The sequence below is a fragment of the Pseudomonas sp. H1h genome (assembly GCF_000633255.1).
In the GTDB taxonomy this organism is placed as follows: domain Bacteria; phylum Pseudomonadota; class Gammaproteobacteria; order Pseudomonadales; family Pseudomonadaceae; genus Aquipseudomonas.
Window position 1 is genome coordinate 17,260 of record NZ_AYMJ01000008.1, and the last position, 22,609, is coordinate 39,868.

The following is a 22,609-nucleotide window of genomic DNA, read 5'->3' on the forward strand; positions in this document are numbered from 1 at the left end:
AACGATCAACGTCTGAGTGCAACGCCGCGCCGGATCACCGAACCACGGGGTTTCGGGCGTCGAAACACGAAGGATCTTTCGATTGAGTAACACAGGGTGGGCCATCCGATGATGCGTCTTTGTGCAACGTTACTGATTTGCCTGCTCGGCAGCCTCGGTTCAGTGCATGCCGCGCCCGGGCGTCACCCTGTCTGGAGCGTCGGATATCACGAGATGACGTTCCTCGATCCTCTGGATCTGCAGCCGATGCGCGCCATCGCCTTTTATCCCTCCAGCGACCGCGAACACACCAGCCTGCTTGAGGGCTACACCGTCGAGGCCGGCGCCGACACCAAGGTCGCCATTGGCCGCTTCCCGATGCTGATGTTGTCCCACGGCAACACCGGCACCCCCATCGCGCTGCATGACCTCGCCACTTCGCTGGCACGCAAGGGCTTTGTGGTGGTGGCGGTGATTCATCCCGGCGACAACTCCAAGGATCACAGCCGGCTCGGCACCCTGAGCAATCTGTATGGACGGCCGATCCAGATTTCCGAAGCGATCACCGCCACCCTCGGCGACCCGATGCTGTCGCCGTTCGTCAACGCCGATCAGGTCGGAGTGATCGGTTATTCGGCCGGCGGTGAGACCGCGTTGATCCTTTCCGGCGCGCAGCCGGACCTGGATCGTCTGCGCCGTTACTGCCAGGAACGCCCGGACGACCGCGATGCCTGCAACACCCAGGGCGAGCTGATCGTCGATCGGGATGACTTGCAGCCCGTAGCCGATCCGCGCGTGCATGCGTTGTTGCTGATGGCACCGCTGAGCCTGAAGTTCGGTCGTCACACCCTGGCGGATGTGCATGTGCCGGTGCTGCTGTACAGCGGCGATGGCGACAAACTGGTGGCCTTCGACAAGAATGCTGCGGCGCTGGCGCGCAAGCTGCCGACTGCGCCGGACTTCAAATTGCTTGCCGGGGCAGGGCACTTCGTGTTCATGGCACCGTGCAACGAAGAGCAGATCCGCGCCATGCCGGCGCTGTGTACCGACGCCGACGGTGTGGATCGCGAAGACATCCATCGCAACCTGATTTCCGAAGCCGGACAGTTCTTTTCGCGTACGCTTGGCAAACCGAGCCGGGCGGGGATGCAGACCGCCGATCAGTGAACGACTCAATTCCCCCCTGTGGGAGCGGGCTTGCTCGCGAAAGCGCCGTGTCAGTCAGTGCATCAGGTGACTGATACACCGCTTTCGCGAGCAAGCCCGCTCCCAAAAGGGACAATGTATTTCAGTCTTGAAAACTTGCCCGGCGCTTGAGCAACAAGGTCAATCCCAGCCCGATCACCGACAACAGCGCCGCGCTGAAGAAAATCCACGAATACCCCAGGTTCAACGCCACCGCGCCCATCAGCGGCCCGGCAATCGCGAGCGCCAGATCGAAGAACACCGCATACGCCCCCAGCCCCGAACCCCGGCTGGAATTGGGTACCTGCTTGATCGCCTCAACCCCCAGCGCCGGATACACCAGCGACAGGCCGAAACCGGCCAATCCCGCACCGAGCAACGCGAACGCGGTGGACGGCGCCAGCCACAACAGCACCAGGCCGACGGTTTCAATGGTCATGCAGGCGATGGCTGAGTTGAACCCGCCAAAGCGGCTGATGGCTGAAATGAACAGCAACCGCGAGAGGATGAAGCACACGCCAAACACCGTCAGGCAGTACGCGGCGCCGCTCCAGCCCCGATTGAGGTAATAGAGGGTGATGAAGGTGGTCAGCGTGCCGTAGCCGATGGATGCCAGGCTCAGAATGGCGCCAAACGGTGCAATGCGCCCGAACACCGCCCAAAAAGGCAGCCGCTCGCCGCGGACCACCGGCACCGAGGGTTTATTGCGGATCAGCACCAGAGCGCCCGCCGCCAATACCGACAGAGCGACGCCGAGACTGGCAAAACCGTAATCGGCAACCATCATCACACCCAATGGCGCGCCGATCGCAATCGCGCCATAGGAAGCAATACCGTTCCAGCCGATCGACCTCGCCGTGTGTTCGGCGCCAAGTTGGCCCATGCACCAACTGATGGTGCCGACCCCGATCAAGCCCTGCGCGACTCCGAGCAACAGCCGACCGGCGATCAGAATCAGCAGACTCGGCAACGGGAAGTCCTGCAGCAGCGTCGACAGCAGCGTCAGCAGCCCACTGAGCACGATCCCCGACAACCCGTAAACAATCGCGCGTTTGGTGCCGATGGTGTCCGACATGCGCCCGGCCATTGGTCGGCTGAGCAGGGTGGCCAGGTACTGTGAGCCGATCACCAGTCCCGCAATGATCGCGCTGAACCCCAGTTGTTCGTGCACATAGCCGGGCAACACGGCAATCGGCAGGCCGATGCACAAGAAGGCAACAAAGGTATAGAAAACGATGGAAACGATCTGCAGGGTGATCGCCATGGAGCTTTGCGGGGGCTGTTGCTGCGCAGACATGAGGGCTCGTTCGCGGGCGGCGGTAGGAGAGCCGGCATCATGGCTTGGCGCTGGAATAAAAGGAAGCAGGCTAACTATTTTTCCTGGCGCTGGCGGTGTATTCGAGGGCCTCTTCGCGAGCAAGCCCGCTCCCACATTTGGAATGCGGCCCCCTGTGGGAGCAAGCTCGCTCCCACATTTGGAATGCGGTCCCCTGTGGGAGCGGGCTTGCTCGCGAAGGCAGTCGCACCGACAAATCGTTCGCCCCTGAAATGCAAAAAGCCCCGTCACACAGACAGGGCTTTTCAATGCCAGCTTGCAGCTAAAGGTGTGTAGCGACCTTTAGAAAACAACACCCTGACTACGCAGGTAGTCATCGTAGGTGCCGCTGAAGTCAGTCACACCATCCGGGCTCAGCTCGATGATGCGCGTGGCCAGGGACGATACGAACTCACGGTCGTGGCTGACGAAAATCAGCGTGCCCGGGTAGTTTTCCAGCGCCAGGTTCAGCGCCTCGATCGATTCCATGTCCAAGTGGTTGGTCGGTTCGTCCATGATCAACACGTTCGGCTTCTGCAGGATCAGCTTGCCGAACAGCATGCGACCTTGCTCACCACCGGAAATCACTTTGACCGACTTGAGGATCTCGTCGTTGGAGAACAGCATGCGGCCCAAAGTACCGCGAATCATCTGCTCACCCTGCGTCCACTGACCCATCCAGTCGAACAGCGTCACGTCGTCTTCGAAGTCGTGAGCGTGATCCTGAGCGTAGTAGCCCAGTTCGGCGGCGTCGGTCCACTTGACGCTACCGGCATCCGGCGTCAGTTCGTTGACCAGCGTGCGCAGCAGGGTGGTCTTGCCGATACCGTTCGGGCCGATGATCGCCACGCGCTCGCCAGCTTCAACCTGGAAGCTGAAGTCTTTGAACAGTGGCTTGCCGTCGAAACCTTTGGCCATCTTTTCGACCATGACGGCCTGACGGTGCAGCTTTTTGTTCTGCTCGAAACGGATGAACGGGCTGACACGGCTGGAAGGCTTGACCTCGGCCAGCTGGATCTTGTCGATCGCCTTGGCACGGGAAGTGGCCTGCTTGGCTTTCGAGGCGTTGGCCGAGAAGCGGCTGACGAACGATTGCAGCTCGGAAATCTGCGCTTTCTTCTTGGCGTTGTCCGACAGCAGTTGCTCGCGGGACTGGGTCGCCACGGTCATGTACTCGTCGTAGTTGCCCGGGAACAGACGCAGCTCGCCGTAATCCAGGTCAGCCATGTGTGTGCACACGCTGTTCAGGAAGTGACGGTCGTGAGAGATGATGATCATCAGGCTGTTACGCTGGGTCAGGACGTTTTCCAGCCAGCGAATAGTGTTGATGTCCAGGTGGTTGGTCGGTTCGTCGAGCAGCAGCACTTCCGGATCGGAGAACAGTGCCTGAGCCAGCAATACGCGCAGCTTCCAGCCTGGCGAAACTTCGCTCATCGGGCCGAAATGTTGCTCGATGCCGATACCCAGGCCTAGCAGCAGCTCACCGGCGCGGGATTCGGCGGTGTAGCCGTCCATCTCGGCGAACTCGGTTTCCAGCTCGGCCACGGCCATGCCGTCTTCTTCCGACATTTCCGCCAGCGAGTAGATGCGGTCGCGTTCTGCCTTGACCTTCCACAGCTCTTCGTGACCCATGATCACGGTGTCGATCACGGTGAATTCTTCGTAGGCGAACTGGTCCTGACGCAGCTTGCCCAGGCGCACGTTCGGCTCGAGCATGACCTGACCGCCGGACGGATCGAGATCGCCGCCGAGGATTTTCATGAAGGTCGACTTGCCGCAACCGTTGGCGCCGATCAGACCGTAGCGGTTGCCCGCGCCGAATTTGACCGAAACGTTTTCGAACAGCGGCTTGGCGCCGAACTGCATCGTGATGTTAGCTGTAGAAATCAAGAGTTTTTCCTGCGAAGCATTCTGAGTAGCGAGGGTGCGGCCGGAGCGCTTGGCCCGAGTCAAAGTGCGCTGAGGCGGGGAGAGTCCCGGCATCAACCAAGGGGGGCGCGTAAAGTTTGGCGGCGATTGTACTGGTCTGGCGCTTTAAACGATAGGGCGATGACGCCGCGACTGCCGTTTGGCAGATTCAGCGGACAGTTTTTCACAGATGAGGTTCACCATTGGTTACAAAGTATGGCTAAAATGCCATCCGATAACCCAAGAGCCGCTAACGGCATGGGCTCAAGGAAGTGCCACCGGGACAGTATTTGTATTCATGCCACTGCATCAGACCCTGGGCCTCCGGCCGGCAGGCGCGCAGTTTGTTCACTTTTGACGTGTGACGATTTCCGTGAAACTCATCATTGCCGCTATTTATGTCATTTCGATTGCATACGTTCACCTTCGTGGTCGTGTGCGTCACAAATTGGGCCGTCAACTGAGCGATCACTCGACGTTTCTGGCTCCGATCAACTGCTTCCTCTACCTGTTTTCGAAGAAGCCGAACAAGCCGTACCTCGATCCATCGGAGTTTCCGGACCTGAGCCCGTTGCAGGCGCACTGGGAAGAAATTCGCCAGGAGGGTCAGGATCTGCTGCGCGCCGGTGAGATCAAGCGCTCGAATCAGTACGATGACGTCGGTTTCAACTCGTTCTTCAAAAGTGGCTGGAAACGTTTCTACCTCAAGTGGTACGGCGAGAGCCATCCGTCGGCGATGAAGCTGTGCCCGCGGACCACCGAGCTGGTGCAGAGCATCGGGTCGATCAAGGCTGCAATGTTCGCCGAGCTGCCACCGGGTTCGAAACTGGTGCGTCACCGCGACCCGTATGCCGGCTCCTATCGCTACCACTTGGGGCTGGACACGCCGAACGACGCCGGTTGCTACATCAATGTCGACGGCGAGAGCTATCACTGGCGCGACGGCGAAGCGGTGATGTTCGATGAGACCTACATCCACTACGCCGAAAACACCACCGACAAGAACCGCATCATCCTGTTCTGCGACATCGAGCGCCCGATGAAATACCGCTGGGCGGCGGCGTTCAACGCTTGGTTCAGCCGCACCGTGATGTCGGCGGCCGGTGCGCCAAACGATGCGGGCGACCGTACCGGCGGGATCAATCGGCTGTTCACCAGGATCTACAAAGTCCGCCTGCGTGGCAAAGAGCTGAAAAAACGTAATCGCGCCCGCTATTACATGGAAAAGTGGGCGATCTTCGGCGGTTTGCTGGCGATCTTCATTCTGATCTGACCGCATCGCCAACAGGCTAGCTTCCAGAGAGGATGATTAATCCTGAGGGTTACATTCCCTTAGAAAGAAATGCATTCCAAATGTGCGAGCGAGCCTGCTCGCGAAGAGTCTCTCAAAGCCAACCTGTCCACTTCCTGACAGGAACCGCATCTGATTATTCCCCAGAAGCTTTTTTGGTCTTTCTCGCCGGTGCAGCCTTGCTGGCCGGCTTGGCTTTCGCCCCGGTCTTGGCCGGCGCTTTGCCGCCCAGACTGCGTTTGAGCAACTCGGTCAAATCGATGACATCCGCCGTTTTGCGCTCTTCCTCGCCACCCACCGTCTCGACATCTTCGATCTTGCCTTCATGGGCCTTTTTCTCGACCAGGGCCATGATCTTGTCTTCGAATTCGTCCTTGTAGTCCTCGGGACTCCAGTCTCCGCTCATGTCCTGCACCAGGCGCTTGGCCATATCCAGCTCGCCCTTGGCCAGTTGCGGCTTGGTCACCTCGCTGCCCAGTTCCAGTTCATCCAGACCGCGCACTTCCTGCGGCCAGCGCAGTTTGACCAGCACCAGCGCCGATTCCAGCGGCATCAGTGCAGCCAGATATTGCCGGGTGTGCAGAACGACACGGGCAAGGGCGACCTTGTTGGTTTTACTCAGGGTTTCACGCAGCAGCGCGTAGACCTTGCCGCCGCGTTTGTCCGGGGCGAGGTAGTAGGGCGTGTCGATGTTCTGTAGCGGGATCTGCTCGGCATCGACGAACGAAAAGATGTCGATGGTCTGGGTCGATACCGGATGTGCCGAACGGATTTCTTCCTCGCTGAGCACCACGTAGCGACCTTTTTCATAGGCCACGCCTTTGACGATGTGCTCCTTGGTGACTTCCTTGCCGGTCACCTTGTTGACCCGTTTATAGCCCACAGGATCCATGCTGCGGCTGTCCAGCCAGTCGAAGTCGACACCGTGCGAGGACGTTGCCGACACCAGCGCGACGGGGATGTGCACCAGTCCGAAGCTGATCGCGCCTTTCCAGATTGCCCGAGCCATGGTCAGTTCTCCGAGTGATGATCAGGTGACCTGCGGCGCGCGGCGAAAGTTTCCAGTGATTGCGTGGACCCCAAGGGTTCTGGTCAAGCCGTGTTACATGTTGTTTAAAGGCCATGGGTTAACAAATCCGAACCGGCGGCGTAGCGTGGACTCGAAGGCTCTATCCCCTGTGCATCGTGAGGCTGACCCATGAACCGAATTCCGCTAGGCATCATCGTTCTGCTTTTTGGGGCAGGTCTGGCGCATGCTGATGTCGGGGCACCGTCCGCGCCGCTGTTGCTGGCGCAAAGTCCCACGGGCACCAACAACAATCCCTACAACAGCCCGATCCGCCGGGCCAATCCCAACAGCATGCAGGGCACACAGCCCAGTGCGCCGGTGATTCGCGGGCCAGGCACGGTGCCGGTGCCGAGCACGCCAACGGTCGGCAACGGCGGCATCGGCAATGGCCAGCAGCAACGTTCAGTACCGAGTACGCCGCCGAAATTCATTCCCAATCCACCTCCACGAGACGGAGACAGCAACCGTTGAACGCCAGGCCTGAGCGCCTGCAAGCCTTTCAGACGAACAAAAGGAATCGTGCATGTTGCGTAAAACCCTTCTAGCCACGCTGTGCGCCGGCGCGCTGGTCAGCGCTCCGGTGTTCGCCATTGCCCCCAAAGAGCTGCAAAGCGAACAGGGCACCCTTGAGGTCACGACCATTACCCAGGGCCTCGAACATCCCTGGGCACTGGCGTTTCTGCCAGATCGCCAAGGCATGCTGGTAACCGAGCGTCCGGGCGCCCTACGGGTGATTGGTGCCGACGGCAAACGTTCGGAGCCTATCATCGGCGTGCCCAAGGTCTGGGCCAAGGGGCAGGGTGGTTTACTCGATGTGGTGTTGTCGCCGGACTTCAAGCAGGATCGGCTGGTCTACCTGTCGTACGCCGAGGGCGGTGGCGCCGGGGACAAGGCCGGAACGGCGGTGGGCCGTGGACGGCTCTCGGATGACCTGCGCACCTTGAACGACTTCAAGGTGATCTTCCGTCAGGAGCCGAAACTGTCGACCGGCAATCACTTTGGTTCACGGCTGGTGTTCGACCGCGACGGTTACCTGTTCATCACCCTGGGCGAAAACAACGACCGGCCTACCGCGCAGGATCTCGACAAACTGCAGGGCAAGGTGGTGCGGATCTTCCCCGATGGCAAGGTGCCGGATGACAACCCGTTCGTGGGGCAGTCCGGCGTGCGTCCGGAAATCTGGTCATACGGTCATCGCAACCCGCAAGGCGCGGCGCTCAATCCATGGAATGGAACACTCTGGGAGAACGAACACGGTCCCCGTGGTGGCGATGAGGTGAACATCATCGAACGCGGCAAGAACTACGGCTGGCCGCTGGCGACCCACGGCATCAACTACTCCCTGCAACCGATTCCGGAAGCCAAGGGCAAGAGTGTCGAGGGTGCCGTTGATCCGCACCATGTCTGGGAGAAGTCACCCGGCGTTACCGGCATGGCGTTCTACGATGCCGATCGCTTCAAGCCTTGGCAGCAGAATCTGTTTATCGGCGCGCTGGTCAGTCAGGAATTGATCCGGTTGCAGTTTGAAGGAGACAAGGTGGTGCACGAGGAACGCTTGCTGGGCGATCTGAAGCAGCGAGTTCGTGATGTGCGGCAGGGGCCGGATGGCTATCTGTATGTGCTGACGGATGAGGACAATGGCTCGTTGTACAAGGTCGGCCTGAAGTAACCCTCGTCCTGGCAGGCGGATAATCCTGTGGTGAGGGGGCTTGCCCCCGTTCGCCTGCGAGGCAGGCCTGGTTAAAACAGGGGCCGCTCCGCGACCCAGCGGGGCAGGCCCCCTCGCCACGGGTTTCTGAGCGCGAAGACTTATCGAGGTGACAAGACCACCGCCGCGCGCAATTTCCCTCGCCCAAACCGGCTCATCTTCTCAAACTCCCCATGGCTGACCGGCACGTGCTGGCAATCCATGGGCTGACGATGCTGGCTGTGATCGACGTCGGGGTCATGCAGGTACACAAAATCTTCGTCGCAATCGGTAACCACCACCCAGTGCGGTGACTTGGAGCGGGTCAGGCGATAGCTGCTGATCAGCACCAGAGGCTGACCGCCAGCCCCCAGCAGGCGCGGCAGATCGAGATGGGTGCCAATCATCCGTTCAATGTCGGTCTCCTGCAGTTGCACGCTGAACTCCTCATGCACCAGGCGCATGACGTCTTTTTTATGCTCATCGCGCACGCCGTCGAGAAACAACGGCCCGGCCATACTCAATTGCAAACGTACGCGAAAGCCCCGGCGCCATGCCGCCAGCGCCAGACCCTGCGGGCTGCAGCCGCCGTGACCCGAGGTCATGAACACGGTGGTCGCTTCTCGCCAGAGTTGCAGTTCTTCACGCCGCTCCAGCAAACGCCCGGGTTGCAGCGCGCCCATGGCCATCAACAGGCATGCCGGGCCACAGGTGAACTCGGTGGTTTGCGGGTAGTAGGGCACCTTGATGCCGAGTGAGTCACGGTGCTGCACGATGCGCTTTTCCAGACGCAGCGCGTCGGCATGGTCTTCGTAGTAATCGTGAATCAGCGCAAAGCGCCGATAGCCGTTGCGCTCGTACAGGGCAATCGCGGCGGGGTTGTCGATGCGCACTTCCAGGCGCAAGTACGCACAATCGTGCTCCACCGCGCAGGCCTCGATACGTTGCAGCAACTGTTTGCCCAAACCGATGCCCCGCGCTTCGCCGGCAATGGCGATGGAGTACAGCCGCGCCAGCGACGTGCCGCGATGAAACAGCACCAGCGCGTAGCCGAGCAATTGCCCCTCATGTTCGGCCACCAGCAACTGCGCATGGGCGCGGGTGATCATCCACTGGAAGCTGCGGCTGGTCAGCCGATCGGTGGTGAAACATTGCATTTCCAGAGCCAGCAGCGCCGGCAGATCTTCAACTACCGCCAAACGAAAAACAGCCTTCATATGACCACCGTAAAAGTTGCGTAACGAAACGGGACTTTCGAAAAACTTCGTGCTTAATAGAAATGGTCTTGTTCTCCAACGGATCAATCTCTATGTCAGCGGTACAGGGTCATTGGCGCGAAGTATCCGAGCAAAGTTTGCCGGCGGCAACTTTTTTAAATCCAGCCATCAGAACTTCCAGTCAAGTGTTGATCATCGTCGAACGCAAGGAAGACTGGGCCTCATACTTTCCTAGCGAGGACATCGTCACCGCGCAGGAATACCTTGAGCAAACCCGTGACAGTGAGCCGGGCAAGCGCGTGCAGGTGATCAATCTGTGCCGCAGTTACAAGTACCTGGGGCACGGTTACTATTGCTCGTTGCTGGCGGAAGCCCGTGGGCACAAGGTGATTCCCTCAGTACGCACCATCAGCGAACTGACCAGAAAATCACTGTACGGACTGGCGTTGGATGACCTGGATAAAACCCTGGAAAAAGCCCTCAGTCATCATCTGTACAGTGATACCGAAGGTTTCACCCTGACACTTTATTTCGGCAAGACGCATATCGAACCGCTGCAGGATCTGGCCCGTCAGTTGTTTGAAGTGTTCCCGTGTCCGATTCTGTTAGTTGAGTTTCGTCGAACTAACGGTTGGCACATCGAAGGCATAAAATCTGGCGCCTTGCACAAGTTGCGTGACGATCAGGAAGATCAGTTCGCCAATGCACTGGACGGTTTCAGCCGTAAAGTCTGGCGGGTGCCGCGCTCGCCACAGGTAGCGCGTTATGACCTGGCGATCCTGCACGATCCGCAGGAAGCGCTGCCGCCGTCAAACCCCAAGGCACTGGAGAATTTCGTGCGAGTCGGCAAGCGCATGGGCATCGACGTCGAGCTGATCGAGCGCAAGGACTATGCGCGGCTCGCCGAGTACGACGGCCTGCTGATTCGCGAGACCACCAGCGTCGACAACCACACCTACCGCTTCGCCAAGAAGGCTGAAAGCGAAGGGCTGGTGGTGATGGACGATCCGACGTCGATTCTGCGCTGTACCAACAAGGTTTATCTGACTGACCTGCTCAACAGCCATCAACTGGGCATGCCTGCCACCGAAATCCTCTACAAGGAACGACCGGAAGATTTCGAACGGGTCGGCGAGCGCCTCGGCTTTCCGCTGGTGCTGAAGATTCCCGACGGCTGTTTTTCCCGTGGGGTGATCAAGGTTGAAAGCCAGCAGGCGCTGCTTGAGGCCACCGCTGAACTGTTTGAACACTCGGTGTTGCTGCTGGCCCAGGAGTTTTTCTACACCGAGTACGACTGGCGCGTCGGCGTGCTTAACCGCAAGCCGATCTTTGCCTGCCAATACTTCATGTCCAAGGGCCACTGGCAAATCTACAACCACAAGGCGAAGGGCCAGGACATCAACGGCGAGTGCCGCACTATGGCCGTTCACGAAGCGCCGCGCGCGGTGGTGGAGTTGGCGGTGAAGACCGCGAACCTGATTGGCGACGGCCTCTACGGCGTGGATCTCAAACAGGCTGGCGACAAGGTGGTGGTGATCGAGGTCAACGACAACCCGAACCTCGACGCCGGCATCGAAGACGCTTATTTGCAGGACGATCTGTATTCACTGGTACTGGAAGAGTTTGTGCGACGGCTGGAGCTCAAACGTCGCGGCCAGGCCTGGTGAAGCGCCGATGATCAGCAGTTTTGCATTGAGTCATGGCGCGTTGCAGCGGGTCGAGCGGCTGGACGCCGAGGTGATGCTGTTCAGTCAGCCCGATGCTGCCGAGCGCGACTTGCTCCACAGTCACTACAAGGTCGATGAACACGCGCTGGCCTCGGCGCTGGACCCGGATGAAGTCTCGCGAATCGAGTTTCACCCCGATCACTTGTTCCTGATCTGGAAACGCCCGGAAAACTATTCCGGCGGTGGCAGCCTGGCATTTGAAGTGTCGTCCTGCGGCTTGCTGTTCTCACCTGGGCAACTGCTGGTAATCGCCACCGACGACACGCCGCTGCACGGCATCGGCACGCGCCAGCCGCTCAACGCGCCGCTGGATGTGTTGCTCGATTTGCTGTTCAACAACATTCACCACTACCTCGGCCATCTGAAGGTAATCAAACTGGTGGCCCGTGAACTTCAACAGAAGTTCAACGCCTCGATGCAGAACCAGCATCTGGTGCAGATGTTCAATCTCAGCGAAAGCCTGATCTATTACATCAACGCCCTGCACAGCAACGGCGCGGTGCTGACGCGGCTGCGTAATCATGCCGACAAACAGCATTTCGGTAGCGAGGCGATCGGGCTGATCGACGACCTGATCATCGAAAACAACCAGTGCTACAAGCAGGCAGAGATCTACTCCACGGTGTTTTCCGGGCTGATCGATGCGCGTGGCAACCTGATGAACAACAGCATGAACAACCTGCTGCGCAAACTGACGTTGATCAATGTGGTGTTTCTACCGTTGAACCTGATTGCGAGCATTGGCGGGATGTCGGAGTTCAGCATGATGACGGCAGGCACGCCGTGGTGGATTTCGTACCCGGTGTTTCTGCTGGTGATGTTGTTGGGGGCAGGGGGGATGTTGTTTGGGCTGCGGCGGTTGGCCAAGTGATTGATCGGTGCCTGAGCTGACGCCTTCGCGAGCAAGCCCGCTCCCACATTGGATCTGAGTCTGACGCATAACCCCTGTGGGAGCGGGCTTGCTCGCGAAAGCTATTTCAGCAGCACTGGAGCTCGGGATCAGCTCGCTGGATCCGCCACAACCACCTTCCTGCGCTCCCGAACCCCACGCACCACCAGATACAACAACGGCCCAACCGACACAAACACCGCCGTCAGCAGCAAATACGGCACCACCGACCACACAGACATCCCCCGCGCCCGCGCATCCTTGACCATCCACACCCCGGCCAGCGTCGCCAGCAAATACAGATCAATCACCACCTGCGCGGTATCCGGACGCGACATCAGACTGATGCCGAAGTCGATCAACGACTGTTCAGCCTGGAGCATCACCGACACGGTGTAGCCAGTAAACGCAATCAACGCAGTGAGGGGCAGGGCGACAGACATCATGCATTCCTTCCTTGGGGTGATGAGCAGAATCGCCAGCCTATAGCGCCGGCGCCAAATAAGCCATTGACGCGCGCACCGCCGTCGGGCTAATTTCAGGCCCATGACTTCCACCGTATTGCGCTGCCAGCCAAGCATTATTACCGCCATTCCTCATTTGGCGGGCTAGCTCACGACTGCAGCACCCAACCCGCCCTAGAGGCGGGTTTTTACTTTCTGTCTCCGGGGTTCTGATCAAAACGTCAGGAGACGACCATGCCGCACAGCCCCGACCAGCAAGCCCTGCTTGAGCAGTATGTGAAAAAAATCTTGGCCGCGCCGGTCTACGACATTGCCGTGCGCACGCCGTTACAGGCGGCGCCCGCACTGTCCGAGGCGCTGGGCAATCGGATCCTGCTCAAGCGCGAAGACCTGCAACCGACGTTTTCCTTCAAGATCCGTGGTGCCTACAACAGACTGGTCCAGTTGAGCGATGCGCAGAAAGCACGCGGGGTGATCACCGCCTCGGCGGGCAATCATGCGCAGGGCGTGGCGCTGGCGGCGCGGGAATTGGGGATCGCGGCGACCATCGTCATGCCCTCGACCACACCCGAACTCAAGGTGCTTGGGGTGCGAAGTCGTGGTGCCGATGCGCTGCTGCACGGCGAGAGTTTTCCGTTTGCCCTGGCCCATGCGCTGCAACTGGCCGAGCAGACCGGGCGCACCTTTGTCTCGCCGTTCGACGACCCGGACGTGATCGCCGGCCAGGGCACGGTGGCCATGGAAATCCTGCGTCAGCATCAGGGGCCGCTGGACGCGATCTTCGTTCCGGTCGGTGGCGGCGGCCTGATCGCCGGCATCGCGGCGTACGTCAAATACCTGCGGCCGGAGGTGCGCATCATTGGTGTCGAGTCGGAGCACTCGGCCTGCCTGAAGGCGGCGCTGCAAGCGGATGAACGGGTGGTGTTGCCCAGTGTCGGGACCTTCGCCGATGGTGTGGCGGTGGCGCAGATCGGTGCTTATGGTTTTGAAGTTTGCCGGTTTTGCGTGGACGAGGTGGTGACCGTCAGCAACGACGACCTCTGCGCGGCGATCAAGAACATCTACGATGATACCCGCTCGATCACCGAGCCTTCCGGCGCACTGGCGGTGGCCGGAATCAAACAGTACGTGGCCCGCAGTGGTGTTCGCGAACAGACTTTCGTCGCGATCGACTCCGGCGCCAACATCAACTTCGACAGCCTGCGCCACGTCGCCGAGCGCGCCGCGGTGTGCGGCGCCCCGGCGTGATAGCGGCTACGGCAGCAGTGGGCGCAGGAAACTGCGCTCGTAGCTGATGATGAACTTCTTCTGCACCAGTGATTCCACCAGCGCCGTACTTTCCGGGTCGGTCAGCGCGATGTGCCGGTAGCTTTCGTAATCGGCCAGCGATGGAAAGCTGAACAGGCAATAAGCGATGTTGCTCGCGCCCTCGGAGGGCAGGAAATAGCCGTGATGAGTGCCGCCCAACCGCTCGACGATGCCCAGCCAGGCCTTGGCGTAGGCCTCGAATTCGGTCAGTTGGTATGGATCGATCACGTATCGCACATGGCAGGTAATCACGTTTGAAGCTCCTTGTTCAGGTCATTGCGCGATGGCAGTGCCGACCTTGTCCGACGCCGACCAGATGCGGTAGCGCACCTCGACATCCTTCGGGGCGTAAATCACCAGTGGCAGCTTGCTGTTGTAACGCAGCATGAAGCCGTCACCGACCACCGGGACAAAGGCGCGCTTCTTCTGGCTGCCGGGCAGGCAGGCCATCAGAGTGCTCATCGGGCCGATGACTTTCTCCAGGCGGTAGAACGGGTAACCCCAGCCTTCGAGGTTTTTTTCGTCCAGAGCACCGCCCAGACGCTGGCGATTGCAGTCGACTTCCAGGGTCTTGCCGGCGAGCACTTCGACCTGGAGGTTTTCTTCCTGATCCTGCTTGGGCAAGTAGATAACCTGACGGGTAAAGCCGTTTTCCGCCTTGGGATACGGCGCGACGTCTTCGAGCTTGGCCGCGTGGGCGAGGGTGGACAGGCCGGCTACGAACAGACCGATTGTCGCGCTAGCGCGTAAAGAACCCATGGAAGCCTCCTGGCGGGTGTAGGGTGGATGACGGGCATTCTCACTGTCATCAGCGGTGAATGCAAACCGGCGTCGACTTGCAAATTGCAGTGCCGAAGTGGGCCTGTCTTGCATTTTGCAACTGGCTAACTAATGGCCACGGCGCCAAGTGCTTGATTTATAGAGGGTCAAAATGACCCGATGAAAGGCATGCTTTATGCGTCTATTTGGTGCGGCGCACCGGGTTCGGGCGCCTACACTCCAAGAGGCATTTCGCAGTACAACCGTTTGCCGCACCAGGGAATCAGCGGGGACACACCCGTGCAGGCGCAGCAAAAGCGGTCAACGTGAAGAGTTGATTGGCAGTTTCATCAATAAGGAGAGGTTCACCATGTTTCTGTCTGCCTTGGAACTACGCAATATCATTGAAAGCAGTTTTTTGCCTAAACGCTGCCAGTGCACGCTGTCGCCAGACTTGTCGATGACCGTTAAGGTATTCGGCGATCACCAGACTGACCAGGTTGATCTACATGTCAGCGGTATCGACGCCAGCCATTTGAATGGCTGTCGCGAAATCAATGAGTTGATCGCCGGGTTGCGCTCGGATCTGACCAAACAGACCACGAGCACGCATTACAGCCCTCGATCCAGAGCGGTTTAACTCACCGTTTCACCCAGTTCGACCGTCACGCGCCGGGCCTGCACAAAGCCAAGGCCCAGCGCGAACTCGACCAGCACCGCGAGCAGAATCCCGGGGCCGGCATGGCCGTTTAGCCATTCGCCGAAACCCAGCACCGCCAAACCAAAACAACCGACGATAAACCCGTTGCTCAGGGCGTTGCGCCCCAGCGACGGCGGCGCGTTGCGCACCAGATAGAACATCACCCCCAACGCTGCAAACAGCACCGCACTGCGCCGCGCAACAAACCCGGCAGCGCTCGAATACTCAATGCTCCAGATCGCCAGCAACACCTCCGGGAAAAAGCCCCAGGCCAGCGCCAGTACAAAACACAACGAAGAAGTGATGATCGACAACGTGCGAAACGACAACTGCATGGCGAGTCCCTGCGGCAGTGAGGAGAGGCCCGAGCATAACCCGCGAACCCTCCAGCGCCTACCGCAAAGCGGCAAATCAGAGCCTTCTGTCAGTTCTGGTCGCTACAGGCATCAGACATTTTCCGGTAGGTGATTTCCTCGGGCTTACCGGCATTGTCGATGTATTTCATGTCAGCGGTGATGACCTTGCACTGGGAAGTCTGCGGCTCGGTCATCGAGATCACTTTGCTGACGTGCAGCGGCATGCCGTATTCGTAAGGCACAACCTTGGTGTTGGCGGACGTGTCATTGGCCTGGGCCAGCCCGGCAAACGCGGTGCAGGCGAGGGCTGTGGTGAGCAGGAACGGACGAATGTTCATAATGGACTCCGGTGCGACGGAAATTGAGTTCGGCGGATTGCCAGCCAAACGTGCCGCACTCGGCGTCAGCCTGTGGCTGAGGGTGTGCGGTTCAGTAGAGTTTTTGACCGCGGCGTTAAGCGATGGTTAACCGGGCTGAACGCCGGCTGTCTGGGCGGGGATTGTTTCGTGGGGGAGTCTCGGCGGATTCCTACAAGGGTGGATGCCTTGTCTGCTTTCGGGGGCTGGAGTGGGGCGGTTATGGTTTGGCGTCGCTGCAAAATCAGCGACTTAGGTTTGGTCACCTAAAATAACAGCCCTCACAAGTGTGCCATTATTCGCTCCGTGGACATCTATGTCCTCGAAGTGCATTGCAGTGGCGGCTGTGTGCAGGGTCGCCTTCGGGCGTGCTGAGTTGGGTTGTTCTCGGTTGACCAAACCTGCGCACAGTCCGCCTCCCCATCGTTTGGTCACGGTGTCGGCGGTTACTTACAACCTAATCGAGTAACTCCAATGCCAATCCTGAAATTAAGCTCCGCCCGCTACCTCCCGCTCAACAGCGGCGTCACCGACAGCGCACCGCTGGTCATCGACACCCAAGCCAACCCGAAAGACCTCTTCGAAGCCGCCGTGCAACGCATCCGCGCCGCTGCCGACCTGCTCGAAACCCTGCACTGCCTGTGCTTCAAACACGCCGACGTCCAGGACATTCCCCACATCACACATGCGCTGTACCTGCTGACGCAGGATGGCAGCGATTTGCTTCAGGTTGCGCAGCAGAAAATGCTGAACTGGCAGGCGCCGGTTTGATGCTGTAAGTAAAAAGCGGAAGGAGTGAGGCATCAATGCACTTCACTCTTTCCGCTTTTTCTATACGCGACTTCCGAATTCCGTGGGAAAACTTCGAACTAGTTTCCAAGCTTGTCAGGGAAAAAGGAGAGAGGTGGGTGAGAGTCCTTCCACTCTTTTGCCACAGTTTTCGACTTTTCAATTTGGTCCGGCGTCATTTTTTCGGCGATTTTTTCGATTTTTTGTTTCGCGTATTCTCTGACTCCGCCATTGCCATCTAACTCTTTCAGAAGGGAGAATAGCGCATAGCCTTTTACGATATCTAGTGGATAACCAACCTTGTCTGGAGTGTGCGAAATATAAGCCCCATAATTGCTCACCGCCTCTTGGTCGCCAGTTTCAGCTGCGACTTCAAGCCAATGGCGAACACTTTCCATGTTTCCTTCTTCGTATAGAATTTCAAGATAATCGTTCATTGCTTTTGGATAACCACCTTCAGAAGAAAGCTTTAACCAGTTTCGAACGGATGCTTCCCGTTTTCCTGGAATAAAAAAGTACCCTCTCCCTTGTCGTTCACCCATGGCCATCCAATATTGCGCGAGAGGATAACCAGCACGCGCGGACTTTTCTAACCATTCGCGATCCAGTGTCACTTCGTACATTAAATACAAAGACTCGGGATCACCTTCATTGGCTTTTGGAAATGTTAAGTCTTTGGCTTTTTCAACCCATTCAGCCGGACTTTTCTCGCTTGAGGGGCAATTTTTCATTTGTTGACAGAGGTCGTGGCTACTTCGCCCCAGCTGGATCATCGCGTAAATGTTGCCGTTATTTGCAACTGCTTCATACCAGTGTTGCGCTTCGGAAGTCATATAGCGATTGTGCTTCCTTAGAGCCTCACCCAAGTAATACTGTGACTCCACGTTTCTCGATTGTGCTTCCTTTTCCAGCTCGGAGATGGCTGAGATAATTTTAAGCTGGTTATACAAGCTCACGCCTAAAGTTGGCCCGCTTGCTTGTGGGGTTGCCAAGCTGGTCGCAGCATAGGCGGCAATGGTTAATGCCAAAACAAGGTGGCGTATCAGCAGCACTGGTGTTAGTTACCTAGTTTGTCAGGAAAGAAAGAGAGTGGCGGGTGGGTGGCTTTCCACTCCTTTGCCACGGCTTTTGACTGTTCAATCTGCTCGGCAGTCATCTTGCTTCCAATCTCTTCGAGTGTATCCTGCACGAAGTCCTGAATGGCACCGCCCCCATCCAACTCTTTCAGTAGACTGATTAGGGCATAACCCTTGACTTGATCCAATGGGTAACCAACTTGGTCAGGCGCATGGGCAATGTAAGAGGCATAGCTACTGATTGCTTTTTGATCTCCCGTTTCAGCTGCGGCTTGAAGCCAATGTCGAACCCCCTCAAGATCACCTTTTTTATAAAGAATCTCAATGTAGTCCATCATCGCTTTAGAATTTCCACCTTCTGAAGACATTTTCAACCAACGGCTAACGGCCTGCTCGCGGCTTCCCGGTATAAGGAATAAACCCTCACCCTGTCGATCACCGATGGCCATCCAGTATTGTGCAGGCGCGTAGCCTGCATTTGCAGATTTTTCTAACCAGTCACGATCGAATGTTATTTCGTACATCAGATATAAGGATTCTGGATCTCCTTCATTTGCTTCCTTTATAATCTTGTCTTTGGCCTCTTTTAACCACTCTGCGCTTGAATGCTTGCTAGGGGCGCAATTATTCATTTTTTTACAGAGGTCGTTATCCTGTCGGCCTAGCTGAATCATTGCAAATACGGACCCATTATTTGCGGCTTCTTCATACCAACCTTGAGCTTCATTGGTCATAAAGCGATTCCGCTTTCGTAGAGCTTCGCCTAAATAGTATTGGGAATCTACATTTCCAGCTTTGGCCTCTTTTTCTAGTTGCGGAATAGCGGCGTCGATTTTCAGTTGATTGTATAAAATTATCCCGAGGCTCTGGTTGGAGCCCTGTTGGATATTTGAGTTTAAGTTGTTCGTTTCGGTGCTTTGAGCTTGTAGGGGCGCAAAAAGCAGTATTATTAGCAATAGGATTGGATTGGAAATCTTCATTTTTTTTGCAATGCTCATTAGTAGCTTCTAAGGAACGGTGACGCGCCGCTACTGGAGTAGCTAGGACGAGGGATGAAATTTCTTTGGCAATACTCCGAAAGGTTTGCGCCGAGAAGTTTCACGTGTTTTTTGTAACGGTCTCTCGCGCTATTGCTTTGTTTGTCTAGTAAATTCTGAGCGCCCTCTGCCATAAAGCTATCCAGAGCAAATCGATTCTTGCAGTAGTCTTGCTCTGAGTCTGTGGTCTTTATCCCAAACTCATTCATAGACATACATGCTATCTCAAACTGACTTTGTGCTTTGTCAATCGTGTTGCTCTTTTCTGCATTTTTAACTATCCAACCTAGAATTCGCTCAATTGCTTTCTGCTGAAGCGCATGAGCTTCCGATTGCGAATATGTTCGTTTTGACCCTTCGCTATTTACAGTAAATGCTTCAGGTGGGCTAATTAGCGTTCTAAGTAGTGGGCCCAATGCACTAGGGATTGCGTTAATACACCAATCTTCTAGCTCGCTCTGGTTGCCGTACTCAACAACCGCATCCGCGATCGCCCCCCCCTTGCCGCTCCGAGTCAACGCTTGATACAGACTCATCACAACATCCCAACGCATCATGTACGCCATCGCCACATTCAACCCAGCAGCGCCCAATGCGTTGAGCGCTGAAGCATATTCGCTCGCTTCAGGGTCCATCCATTCGACTTTACGGCCTTTGGTTTTATGCAGTTCTTTGCGATACAAGTTGATGATGTCAACCACCGCCTCATAACCAATCTCGAACTTAAAGCTGCCGTTAGCACCTGGGCCCAGCACTACCGCAGCCTTCAGATTGAGAATAAAGCGGCCCTTATCCACAGAAATTTGTGCCGTTCCCTGGAATCCTGCGCCCAGCGCAACCCCCACAGACCCACTCAACTTGGCAAGGGTTAGCCATGGATTCGCTTTTTTCGCGTCTTTATCGTTGCCGATACCCATCGTTGGAGCGGTGCGCAGTGCGACCAGTTCTTTAGGTGGTGCCCAGTTCAGTGCGCCGCTGAGTTCAATGGCGGCTTGCAAGCCTCCGAAAACATTGAAATTCGCTTTCGCTCCGTTTTCGATCTGGACATTCGCGGCACGCCCGGTCAGCACTTGGTCTGTGCTTTTGGTGCTGGCAACGGTGCCGGATTTGGACTTGTGTTCAAGATCGGGAGTAGGGCTGTTGTCGCCGCTGTCGGCTTTGGCTTTCTTGGCCGCGTCGTGATCTGCACGTTCTTCTTTGGCTGAGGCGTCTTCTCGCTGTGCGCGTTTGACCGGGCTGAGGGAGGCGCCGTATTTGACGTTGCCGAGGATGGGGCTCAACTCCACGCTGCCGGCTAGCAGCAACGATGCTCCGGCGTAGCCCCATGCCTTCACACCAAAGTGGAAGGAGAAGCGGCCGAAATTCATTTTTTGCGGGCTGCCGTCCAGCAAGTAATCAAGCGTAATGTCTTGAGCACTGGCTTTGGCAGGCATGTCGACTTTCAACAACTGAACTTCGCCACGGGCCAGGTCCAGGCTCAATCCCATCTCGCCAGATATCTGGAAGCCCTCGGCGGCAGACATTTTCGGGCCTTCGAGCTTCACTTCACCGTGAATGCTTGGCTGTGGCGGCGTCAGGCAGCGAACCAATTGCGCCTGGGGACTGGCATCAAAAAGCCTAACTTTGCCGCGCACACTTTTCTTGAACACCAGTTGCTGAAGGTGATTGCCCCAGTTGGTCAGCGCCGCGTCGTCCTCCAGCTCAGTGACCTCATAGCCTTGCTTTTTCAAGTAAGCATAAAAGTCTTTGGCTTTGAACCAGCCTTTTCCATCAAAACAGTCGCCGACTTGATCGCTGAACTTAATGGCGCCCTGATCTAGAAGCCATTGGCGGAACGAATTGATTTCACTGTTTTTATCGGAGCCTTCAGTTGCGTCCGCGGGCAAACTTTGAGTGACCTTTTTTACTGAGCCGGCCGCTTTTTTTGAATCCTCTTTCATGATCTTTTTTGCGTCTTTCAGGTTCGCCATGCTGAACCAGCTCAAGGGCGTGCCTTTGGCGTCAGAAAGACTGACTTCACGCAGCGGAAAGCCCGGTTTCACCATGCGGTCCACCGGTTTTGGCTGGAACTCTTCCGGTTCCCAAACCAGAAAACGCCCTGGTTTGCTAGTGCTGACATTACTTTGGGCTGTGGCCTGAAGGTCGTCTTTTATTTTTTGCAGGCGATCCCATTCGGTACGTTCCGCATCAACCAGGCCTGCTGGCGCTTGGGCATTCTGGCCTGTTGCCTCGATCCAGCGCTTGTATTTCTCCTGAAGCTGAGCTGTAACTTCCGCCTGCTTTTTCTCGGTATCCAAGTACAGTTTGAACTTCTCGATACCCGATGGAAGGCCGTCACTAATCAAAGCGAATTCTGGAAGTGCGATGCCGTACTCAGACGCTTTGATAATGGATTCAGTGTAGGCATGGTAATCAAGCGCATCGGCGTTTTTGTAGAGCGTATAAACATAGCCGACGAGATCGGCGGTGCAGTCATTCATGCCGCTGCAGATGTTTTCGTAACTTTTCTTCTTTTCCGCCAAGGCTTTGGCAACGTCTTCCAGCGGAACCTGCTTGAAGTCTTTGTTGCCTAGGAGTTTTTTGCGAGCCTCCAGATAAGCTTGCACGCGTGCGCGTGCTTCGATCGCCTCTTTGGAGTAGAGCGAGCCGCTTTCGTAGGTGTAGCCTTCTAGCTTCGCAGCCGCTACCGCTTCTTTTTTCAGCGCATGCCACTCAGCTCTTCGCTTGTAAAAATCGGCATAGGCGTTGTGGACGTCTTGCTGAGTAGCTAGATCTGCCGTTAGACGGTCCATACGCGATTGCGCGGTGTCCTCTAGCGGGGACTGCGCAGGAGCCGTTGCCGGTTTGTTTCCGTTAGCTTCGTTTTGCCTCTTTTTGGCGGTGGCGGGATCGATTTCGATCTCATCCCCCATCGCTTCAAATTCTTCCATGCGCGTACGCTTCGCACCCGTGAGGAAGTTGCTCAACTTGGGTTCAAGGAAGTATTCCAGCAAACCCGATTCCTGCAGCCCGTTCAGACGTGCATCACGTGGTTTGCTGGGGGCAATCATTTTATCCAGCGCGAACATCGATTCTTTGATGGCAGACTTTGCCCGCTCAGGGAGCAGCCAGAACTCCTGCTCCTCGGTGGCATAAATCGCGCTGGCAAACTTTTTAGAACACGGAGGTGCGTGGGGTTTGAAGGTCTTTGAGCTCTGATCCGGAGTGTCCTTGACCGGATCCAGTTCAACCAGATCCTCAGCGGAACACTGAGTGGCGGCTTCCGGGGTCGCCTGCGCAGGCGCTTGAGGCGCTACGGGTGATTGAGCGGCAGGCGCAGCGGTCGCTTGCGTGCTTTTAGGTACGCTCAGGTTCCATCCGACTTTGACGTTGTTCGGATTGGTAATGAAGGGGTTGAGTTGGCGAATTTGCGCCACGGTGCTGTTGTAGCGCGAGGCTATCTGGCTCAGGGTTTCGCCGGGCATGACGGCGTGATTCGTGATTTCCATGGTGATTCC

Annotated in this window: 20 protein-coding genes and 1 pseudogene; 9 read left to right on the top strand and 12 right to left on the bottom strand. The window is 57.1% G+C overall.

From position 1 onward, the window contains the following. The first annotated feature begins 108 nt into the window (after window positions 1-108). Window positions 109-1,146 carry a dienelactone hydrolase gene (locus U862_RS0106135; protein WP_025109560.1) on the top strand — a complete coding sequence of 346 codons (1,038 nt, stop codon included), beginning with the start codon at window positions 109-111 and terminating at the stop codon, window positions 1,144-1,146. A gap of 121 nt (window positions 1,147-1,267) precedes the next feature. Here U862_RS0106135 and U862_RS0106140 read toward each other — a convergent pair whose 3' ends face one another. Both U862_RS0106140 and U862_RS0106145 read right to left on the bottom strand, forming a co-directional pair. Then, window positions 1,268-2,461 (bottom strand): MFS transporter, encoded by a 1,194-nt coding sequence (locus U862_RS0106140; RefSeq protein ID WP_025109561.1) that lies wholly within the window; start codon window positions 2,459-2,461, stop codon window positions 1,268-1,270. Window positions 2,462-2,782: 321 nt separating this feature from the next. Further along, a complete protein-coding gene (locus U862_RS0106145) occupies window positions 2,783-4,369 on the bottom strand; it encodes an ABC-F family ATPase (RefSeq protein ID WP_025109562.1) in 1,587 nt (528 codons plus the stop codon). A 391-nt stretch (window positions 4,370-4,760) separates the two neighbouring features. Between U862_RS0106145 and lpxO the strand changes: the two genes are divergently transcribed. Continuing rightward, a complete protein-coding gene (lpxO, locus tag U862_RS0106150; RefSeq protein WP_025109563.1) occupies window positions 4,761-5,660 on the top strand; it encodes a lipid A hydroxylase LpxO in 900 nt (299 codons plus the stop codon). Between the two features lie 154 nt (window positions 5,661-5,814). Here the strand turns inward: lpxO and U862_RS0106155 are convergent, their stop codons facing one another. Next, the gene (locus U862_RS0106155; RefSeq protein ID WP_025109564.1) at window positions 5,815-6,687 is read right to left on the bottom strand and encodes a Ku protein; all 873 of its coding nucleotides are present in this window, start codon (window positions 6,685-6,687) and stop codon (window positions 5,815-5,817) included. Between the two features lie 189 nt (window positions 6,688-6,876). Between U862_RS0106155 and U862_RS0106160 the strand changes: the two genes are divergently transcribed. Both U862_RS0106160 and U862_RS0106165 read left to right on the top strand, forming a co-directional pair. Next, entirely contained in the window at window positions 6,877-7,218 is a 342-nt protein-coding gene (locus U862_RS0106160) for a hypothetical protein (protein WP_025109565.1), read from the top strand. 52 nt (window positions 7,219-7,270) lie between these two features. Beyond that, window positions 7,271-8,416: a PQQ-dependent sugar dehydrogenase gene (locus U862_RS0106165; RefSeq protein WP_025109566.1), complete on the top strand. Its 1,146-nt coding sequence runs from the start codon at window positions 7,271-7,273 to the stop codon at window positions 8,414-8,416. Window positions 8,417-8,556: 140 nt separating this feature from the next. Here the strand turns inward: U862_RS0106165 and rimI are convergent, their stop codons facing one another. Next, window positions 8,557-9,651, bottom strand: coding sequence for a ribosomal protein S18-alanine N-acetyltransferase (gene rimI, locus U862_RS0106170; protein WP_025109567.1), 1,095 nt, complete (start codon window positions 9,649-9,651; stop codon window positions 8,557-8,559). A 92-nt stretch (window positions 9,652-9,743) separates the two neighbouring features. Between rimI and U862_RS0106175 the strand changes: the two genes are divergently transcribed. Further along, window positions 9,744-11,318 (top strand): RimK family protein, encoded by a 1,575-nt coding sequence (locus U862_RS0106175; protein WP_025109568.1) that lies wholly within the window; start codon window positions 9,744-9,746, stop codon window positions 11,316-11,318. A gap of 7 nt (window positions 11,319-11,325) precedes the next feature. Beyond that, complete coding sequence (locus U862_RS0106180) at window positions 11,326-12,249, top strand: magnesium transporter CorA family protein (RefSeq protein ID WP_025109569.1); 924 nt, start codon at window positions 11,326-11,328, stop codon at window positions 12,247-12,249. Between the two features lie 128 nt (window positions 12,250-12,377). Here the strand turns inward: U862_RS0106180 and U862_RS0106185 are convergent, their stop codons facing one another. Next, window positions 12,378-12,713, bottom strand: a complete 336-nt coding sequence (locus U862_RS0106185; protein ID WP_025109570.1) for a DUF2834 domain-containing protein — start codon at window positions 12,711-12,713, stop codon at window positions 12,378-12,380. A gap of 252 nt (window positions 12,714-12,965) precedes the next feature. Between U862_RS0106185 and ilvA the strand changes: the two are divergent. Then, window positions 12,966-13,955, top strand: a pseudogene (gene ilvA, locus U862_RS0106190) (threonine ammonia-lyase, biosynthetic); the annotation flags it as partial. Between the two features lie 30 nt (window positions 13,956-13,985). Here the strand turns inward: ilvA and U862_RS0106195 are convergent. Next, window positions 13,986-14,291, bottom strand: a complete 306-nt coding sequence (locus U862_RS0106195) for an NIPSNAP family protein (RefSeq protein WP_025109572.1) — start codon at window positions 14,289-14,291, stop codon at window positions 13,986-13,988. Between the two features lie 21 nt (window positions 14,292-14,312). Further along, window positions 14,313-14,798, bottom strand: coding sequence for a serine protease inhibitor ecotin (eco, locus tag U862_RS0106200; RefSeq protein WP_025109573.1), 486 nt, complete (start codon window positions 14,796-14,798; stop codon window positions 14,313-14,315). 370 nt (window positions 14,799-15,168) lie between these two features. Between eco and U862_RS0106205 the strand changes: the two genes are divergently transcribed. Next, a complete protein-coding gene (locus U862_RS0106205; protein ID WP_025109574.1) occupies window positions 15,169-15,438 on the top strand; it encodes a DUF1652 domain-containing protein in 270 nt (89 codons plus the stop codon). On the opposite strand, the gene U862_RS0106210 is transcribed toward U862_RS0106205, so the two are convergent. Then, window positions 15,435-15,833, bottom strand: a complete 399-nt coding sequence (locus U862_RS0106210) for a hypothetical protein (protein WP_025109575.1) — start codon at window positions 15,831-15,833, stop codon at window positions 15,435-15,437. The genes U862_RS0106205 and U862_RS0106210 overlap by 4 nt on opposite strands. A gap of 89 nt (window positions 15,834-15,922) precedes the next feature. Continuing rightward, window positions 15,923-16,192 carry a DUF2790 domain-containing protein gene (locus U862_RS0106215; protein ID WP_025109576.1) on the bottom strand — a complete coding sequence of 90 codons (270 nt, stop codon included), beginning with the start codon at window positions 16,190-16,192 and terminating at the stop codon, window positions 15,923-15,925. Between the two features lie 492 nt (window positions 16,193-16,684). Here U862_RS0106215 and U862_RS0106225 point away from each other — a divergent pair, with 492 nt between their 5' ends. Then, the gene (locus U862_RS0106225; protein ID WP_025109577.1) at window positions 16,685-16,981 is read left to right on the top strand and encodes a hypothetical protein; all 297 of its coding nucleotides are present in this window, start codon (window positions 16,685-16,687) and stop codon (window positions 16,979-16,981) included. Between the two features lie 98 nt (window positions 16,982-17,079). On the opposite strand, the gene U862_RS0106230 is transcribed toward U862_RS0106225, so the two are convergent. Genes U862_RS0106230 through U862_RS0106240 form a run of 3 tightly spaced genes read right to left on the bottom strand, consistent with a single transcriptional unit; the run spans window position 17,080 to window position 22,600 of the window. Further along, the gene (locus U862_RS0106230) at window positions 17,080-18,051 is read right to left on the bottom strand and encodes a tetratricopeptide repeat protein (RefSeq protein WP_256214624.1); all 972 of its coding nucleotides are present in this window, start codon (window positions 18,049-18,051) and stop codon (window positions 17,080-17,082) included. Window positions 18,052-18,056: 5 nt separating this feature from the next. Next, complete coding sequence (locus U862_RS0106235) at window positions 18,057-19,073, bottom strand: tetratricopeptide repeat protein (RefSeq protein ID WP_256214625.1); 1,017 nt, start codon at window positions 19,071-19,073, stop codon at window positions 18,057-18,059. Then, window positions 19,073-22,600, bottom strand: coding sequence for a LysM domain-containing protein (locus tag U862_RS0106240; protein ID WP_025109580.1), 3,528 nt, complete (start codon window positions 22,598-22,600; stop codon window positions 19,073-19,075). Before U862_RS0106240 ends, U862_RS0106235 begins: the two co-directional genes overlap by 1 nt. Window positions 22,601-22,609 lie beyond the last annotated feature (9 nt).

What these genes read in the sequence shown, in the direction of transcription:
- U862_RS0106135 (WP_025109560.1), top strand. Translation starts at nt 109, where the DNA reads ATGATGCGTCTTTGTGCAACGTTACTGATTTGCCTGCTCGGCAGCCTC.
- U862_RS0106140 (WP_025109561.1), bottom strand. Translation starts at nt 2,461, where the DNA reads ATGTCTGCGCAGCAACAGCCCCCGCAAAGCTCCATGGCGATCACCCTG.
- U862_RS0106155 (WP_025109564.1), bottom strand. Translation starts at nt 6,687, where the DNA reads ATGGCTCGGGCAATCTGGAAAGGCGCGATCAGCTTCGGACTGGTGCAC.
- U862_RS0106160 (WP_025109565.1), top strand. Translation starts at nt 6,877, where the DNA reads ATGAACCGAATTCCGCTAGGCATCATCGTTCTGCTTTTTGGGGCAGGT.
- U862_RS0106165 (WP_025109566.1), top strand. Translation starts at nt 7,271, where the DNA reads ATGTTGCGTAAAACCCTTCTAGCCACGCTGTGCGCCGGCGCGCTGGTC.
- rimI (WP_025109567.1), bottom strand. Translation starts at nt 9,651, where the DNA reads ATGAAGGCTGTTTTTCGTTTGGCGGTAGTTGAAGATCTGCCGGCGCTG.
- U862_RS0106175 (WP_025109568.1), top strand. Translation starts at nt 9,744, where the DNA reads ATGTCAGCGGTACAGGGTCATTGGCGCGAAGTATCCGAGCAAAGTTTG.
- U862_RS0106180 (WP_025109569.1), top strand. Translation starts at nt 11,326, where the DNA reads ATGATCAGCAGTTTTGCATTGAGTCATGGCGCGTTGCAGCGGGTCGAG.
- U862_RS0106185 (WP_025109570.1), bottom strand. Translation starts at nt 12,713, where the DNA reads ATGATGTCTGTCGCCCTGCCCCTCACTGCGTTGATTGCGTTTACTGGC.
- eco (WP_025109573.1), bottom strand. Translation starts at nt 14,798, where the DNA reads ATGGGTTCTTTACGCGCTAGCGCGACAATCGGTCTGTTCGTAGCCGGC.
- U862_RS0106205 (WP_025109574.1), top strand. Translation starts at nt 15,169, where the DNA reads ATGTTTCTGTCTGCCTTGGAACTACGCAATATCATTGAAAGCAGTTTT.
- U862_RS0106210 (WP_025109575.1), bottom strand. Translation starts at nt 15,833, where the DNA reads ATGCAGTTGTCGTTTCGCACGTTGTCGATCATCACTTCTTCGTTGTGT.
- U862_RS0106215 (WP_025109576.1), bottom strand. Translation starts at nt 16,192, where the DNA reads ATGAACATTCGTCCGTTCCTGCTCACCACAGCCCTCGCCTGCACCGCG.
- U862_RS0106225 (WP_025109577.1), top strand. Translation starts at nt 16,685, where the DNA reads ATGCCAATCCTGAAATTAAGCTCCGCCCGCTACCTCCCGCTCAACAGC.
- U862_RS0106235 (WP_256214625.1), bottom strand. Translation starts at nt 19,073, where the DNA reads ATGAGCATTGCAAAAAAAATGAAGATTTCCAATCCAATCCTATTGCTA.
- U862_RS0106240 (WP_025109580.1), bottom strand. Translation starts at nt 22,600, where the DNA reads ATGGAAATCACGAATCACGCCGTCATGCCCGGCGAAACCCTGAGCCAG.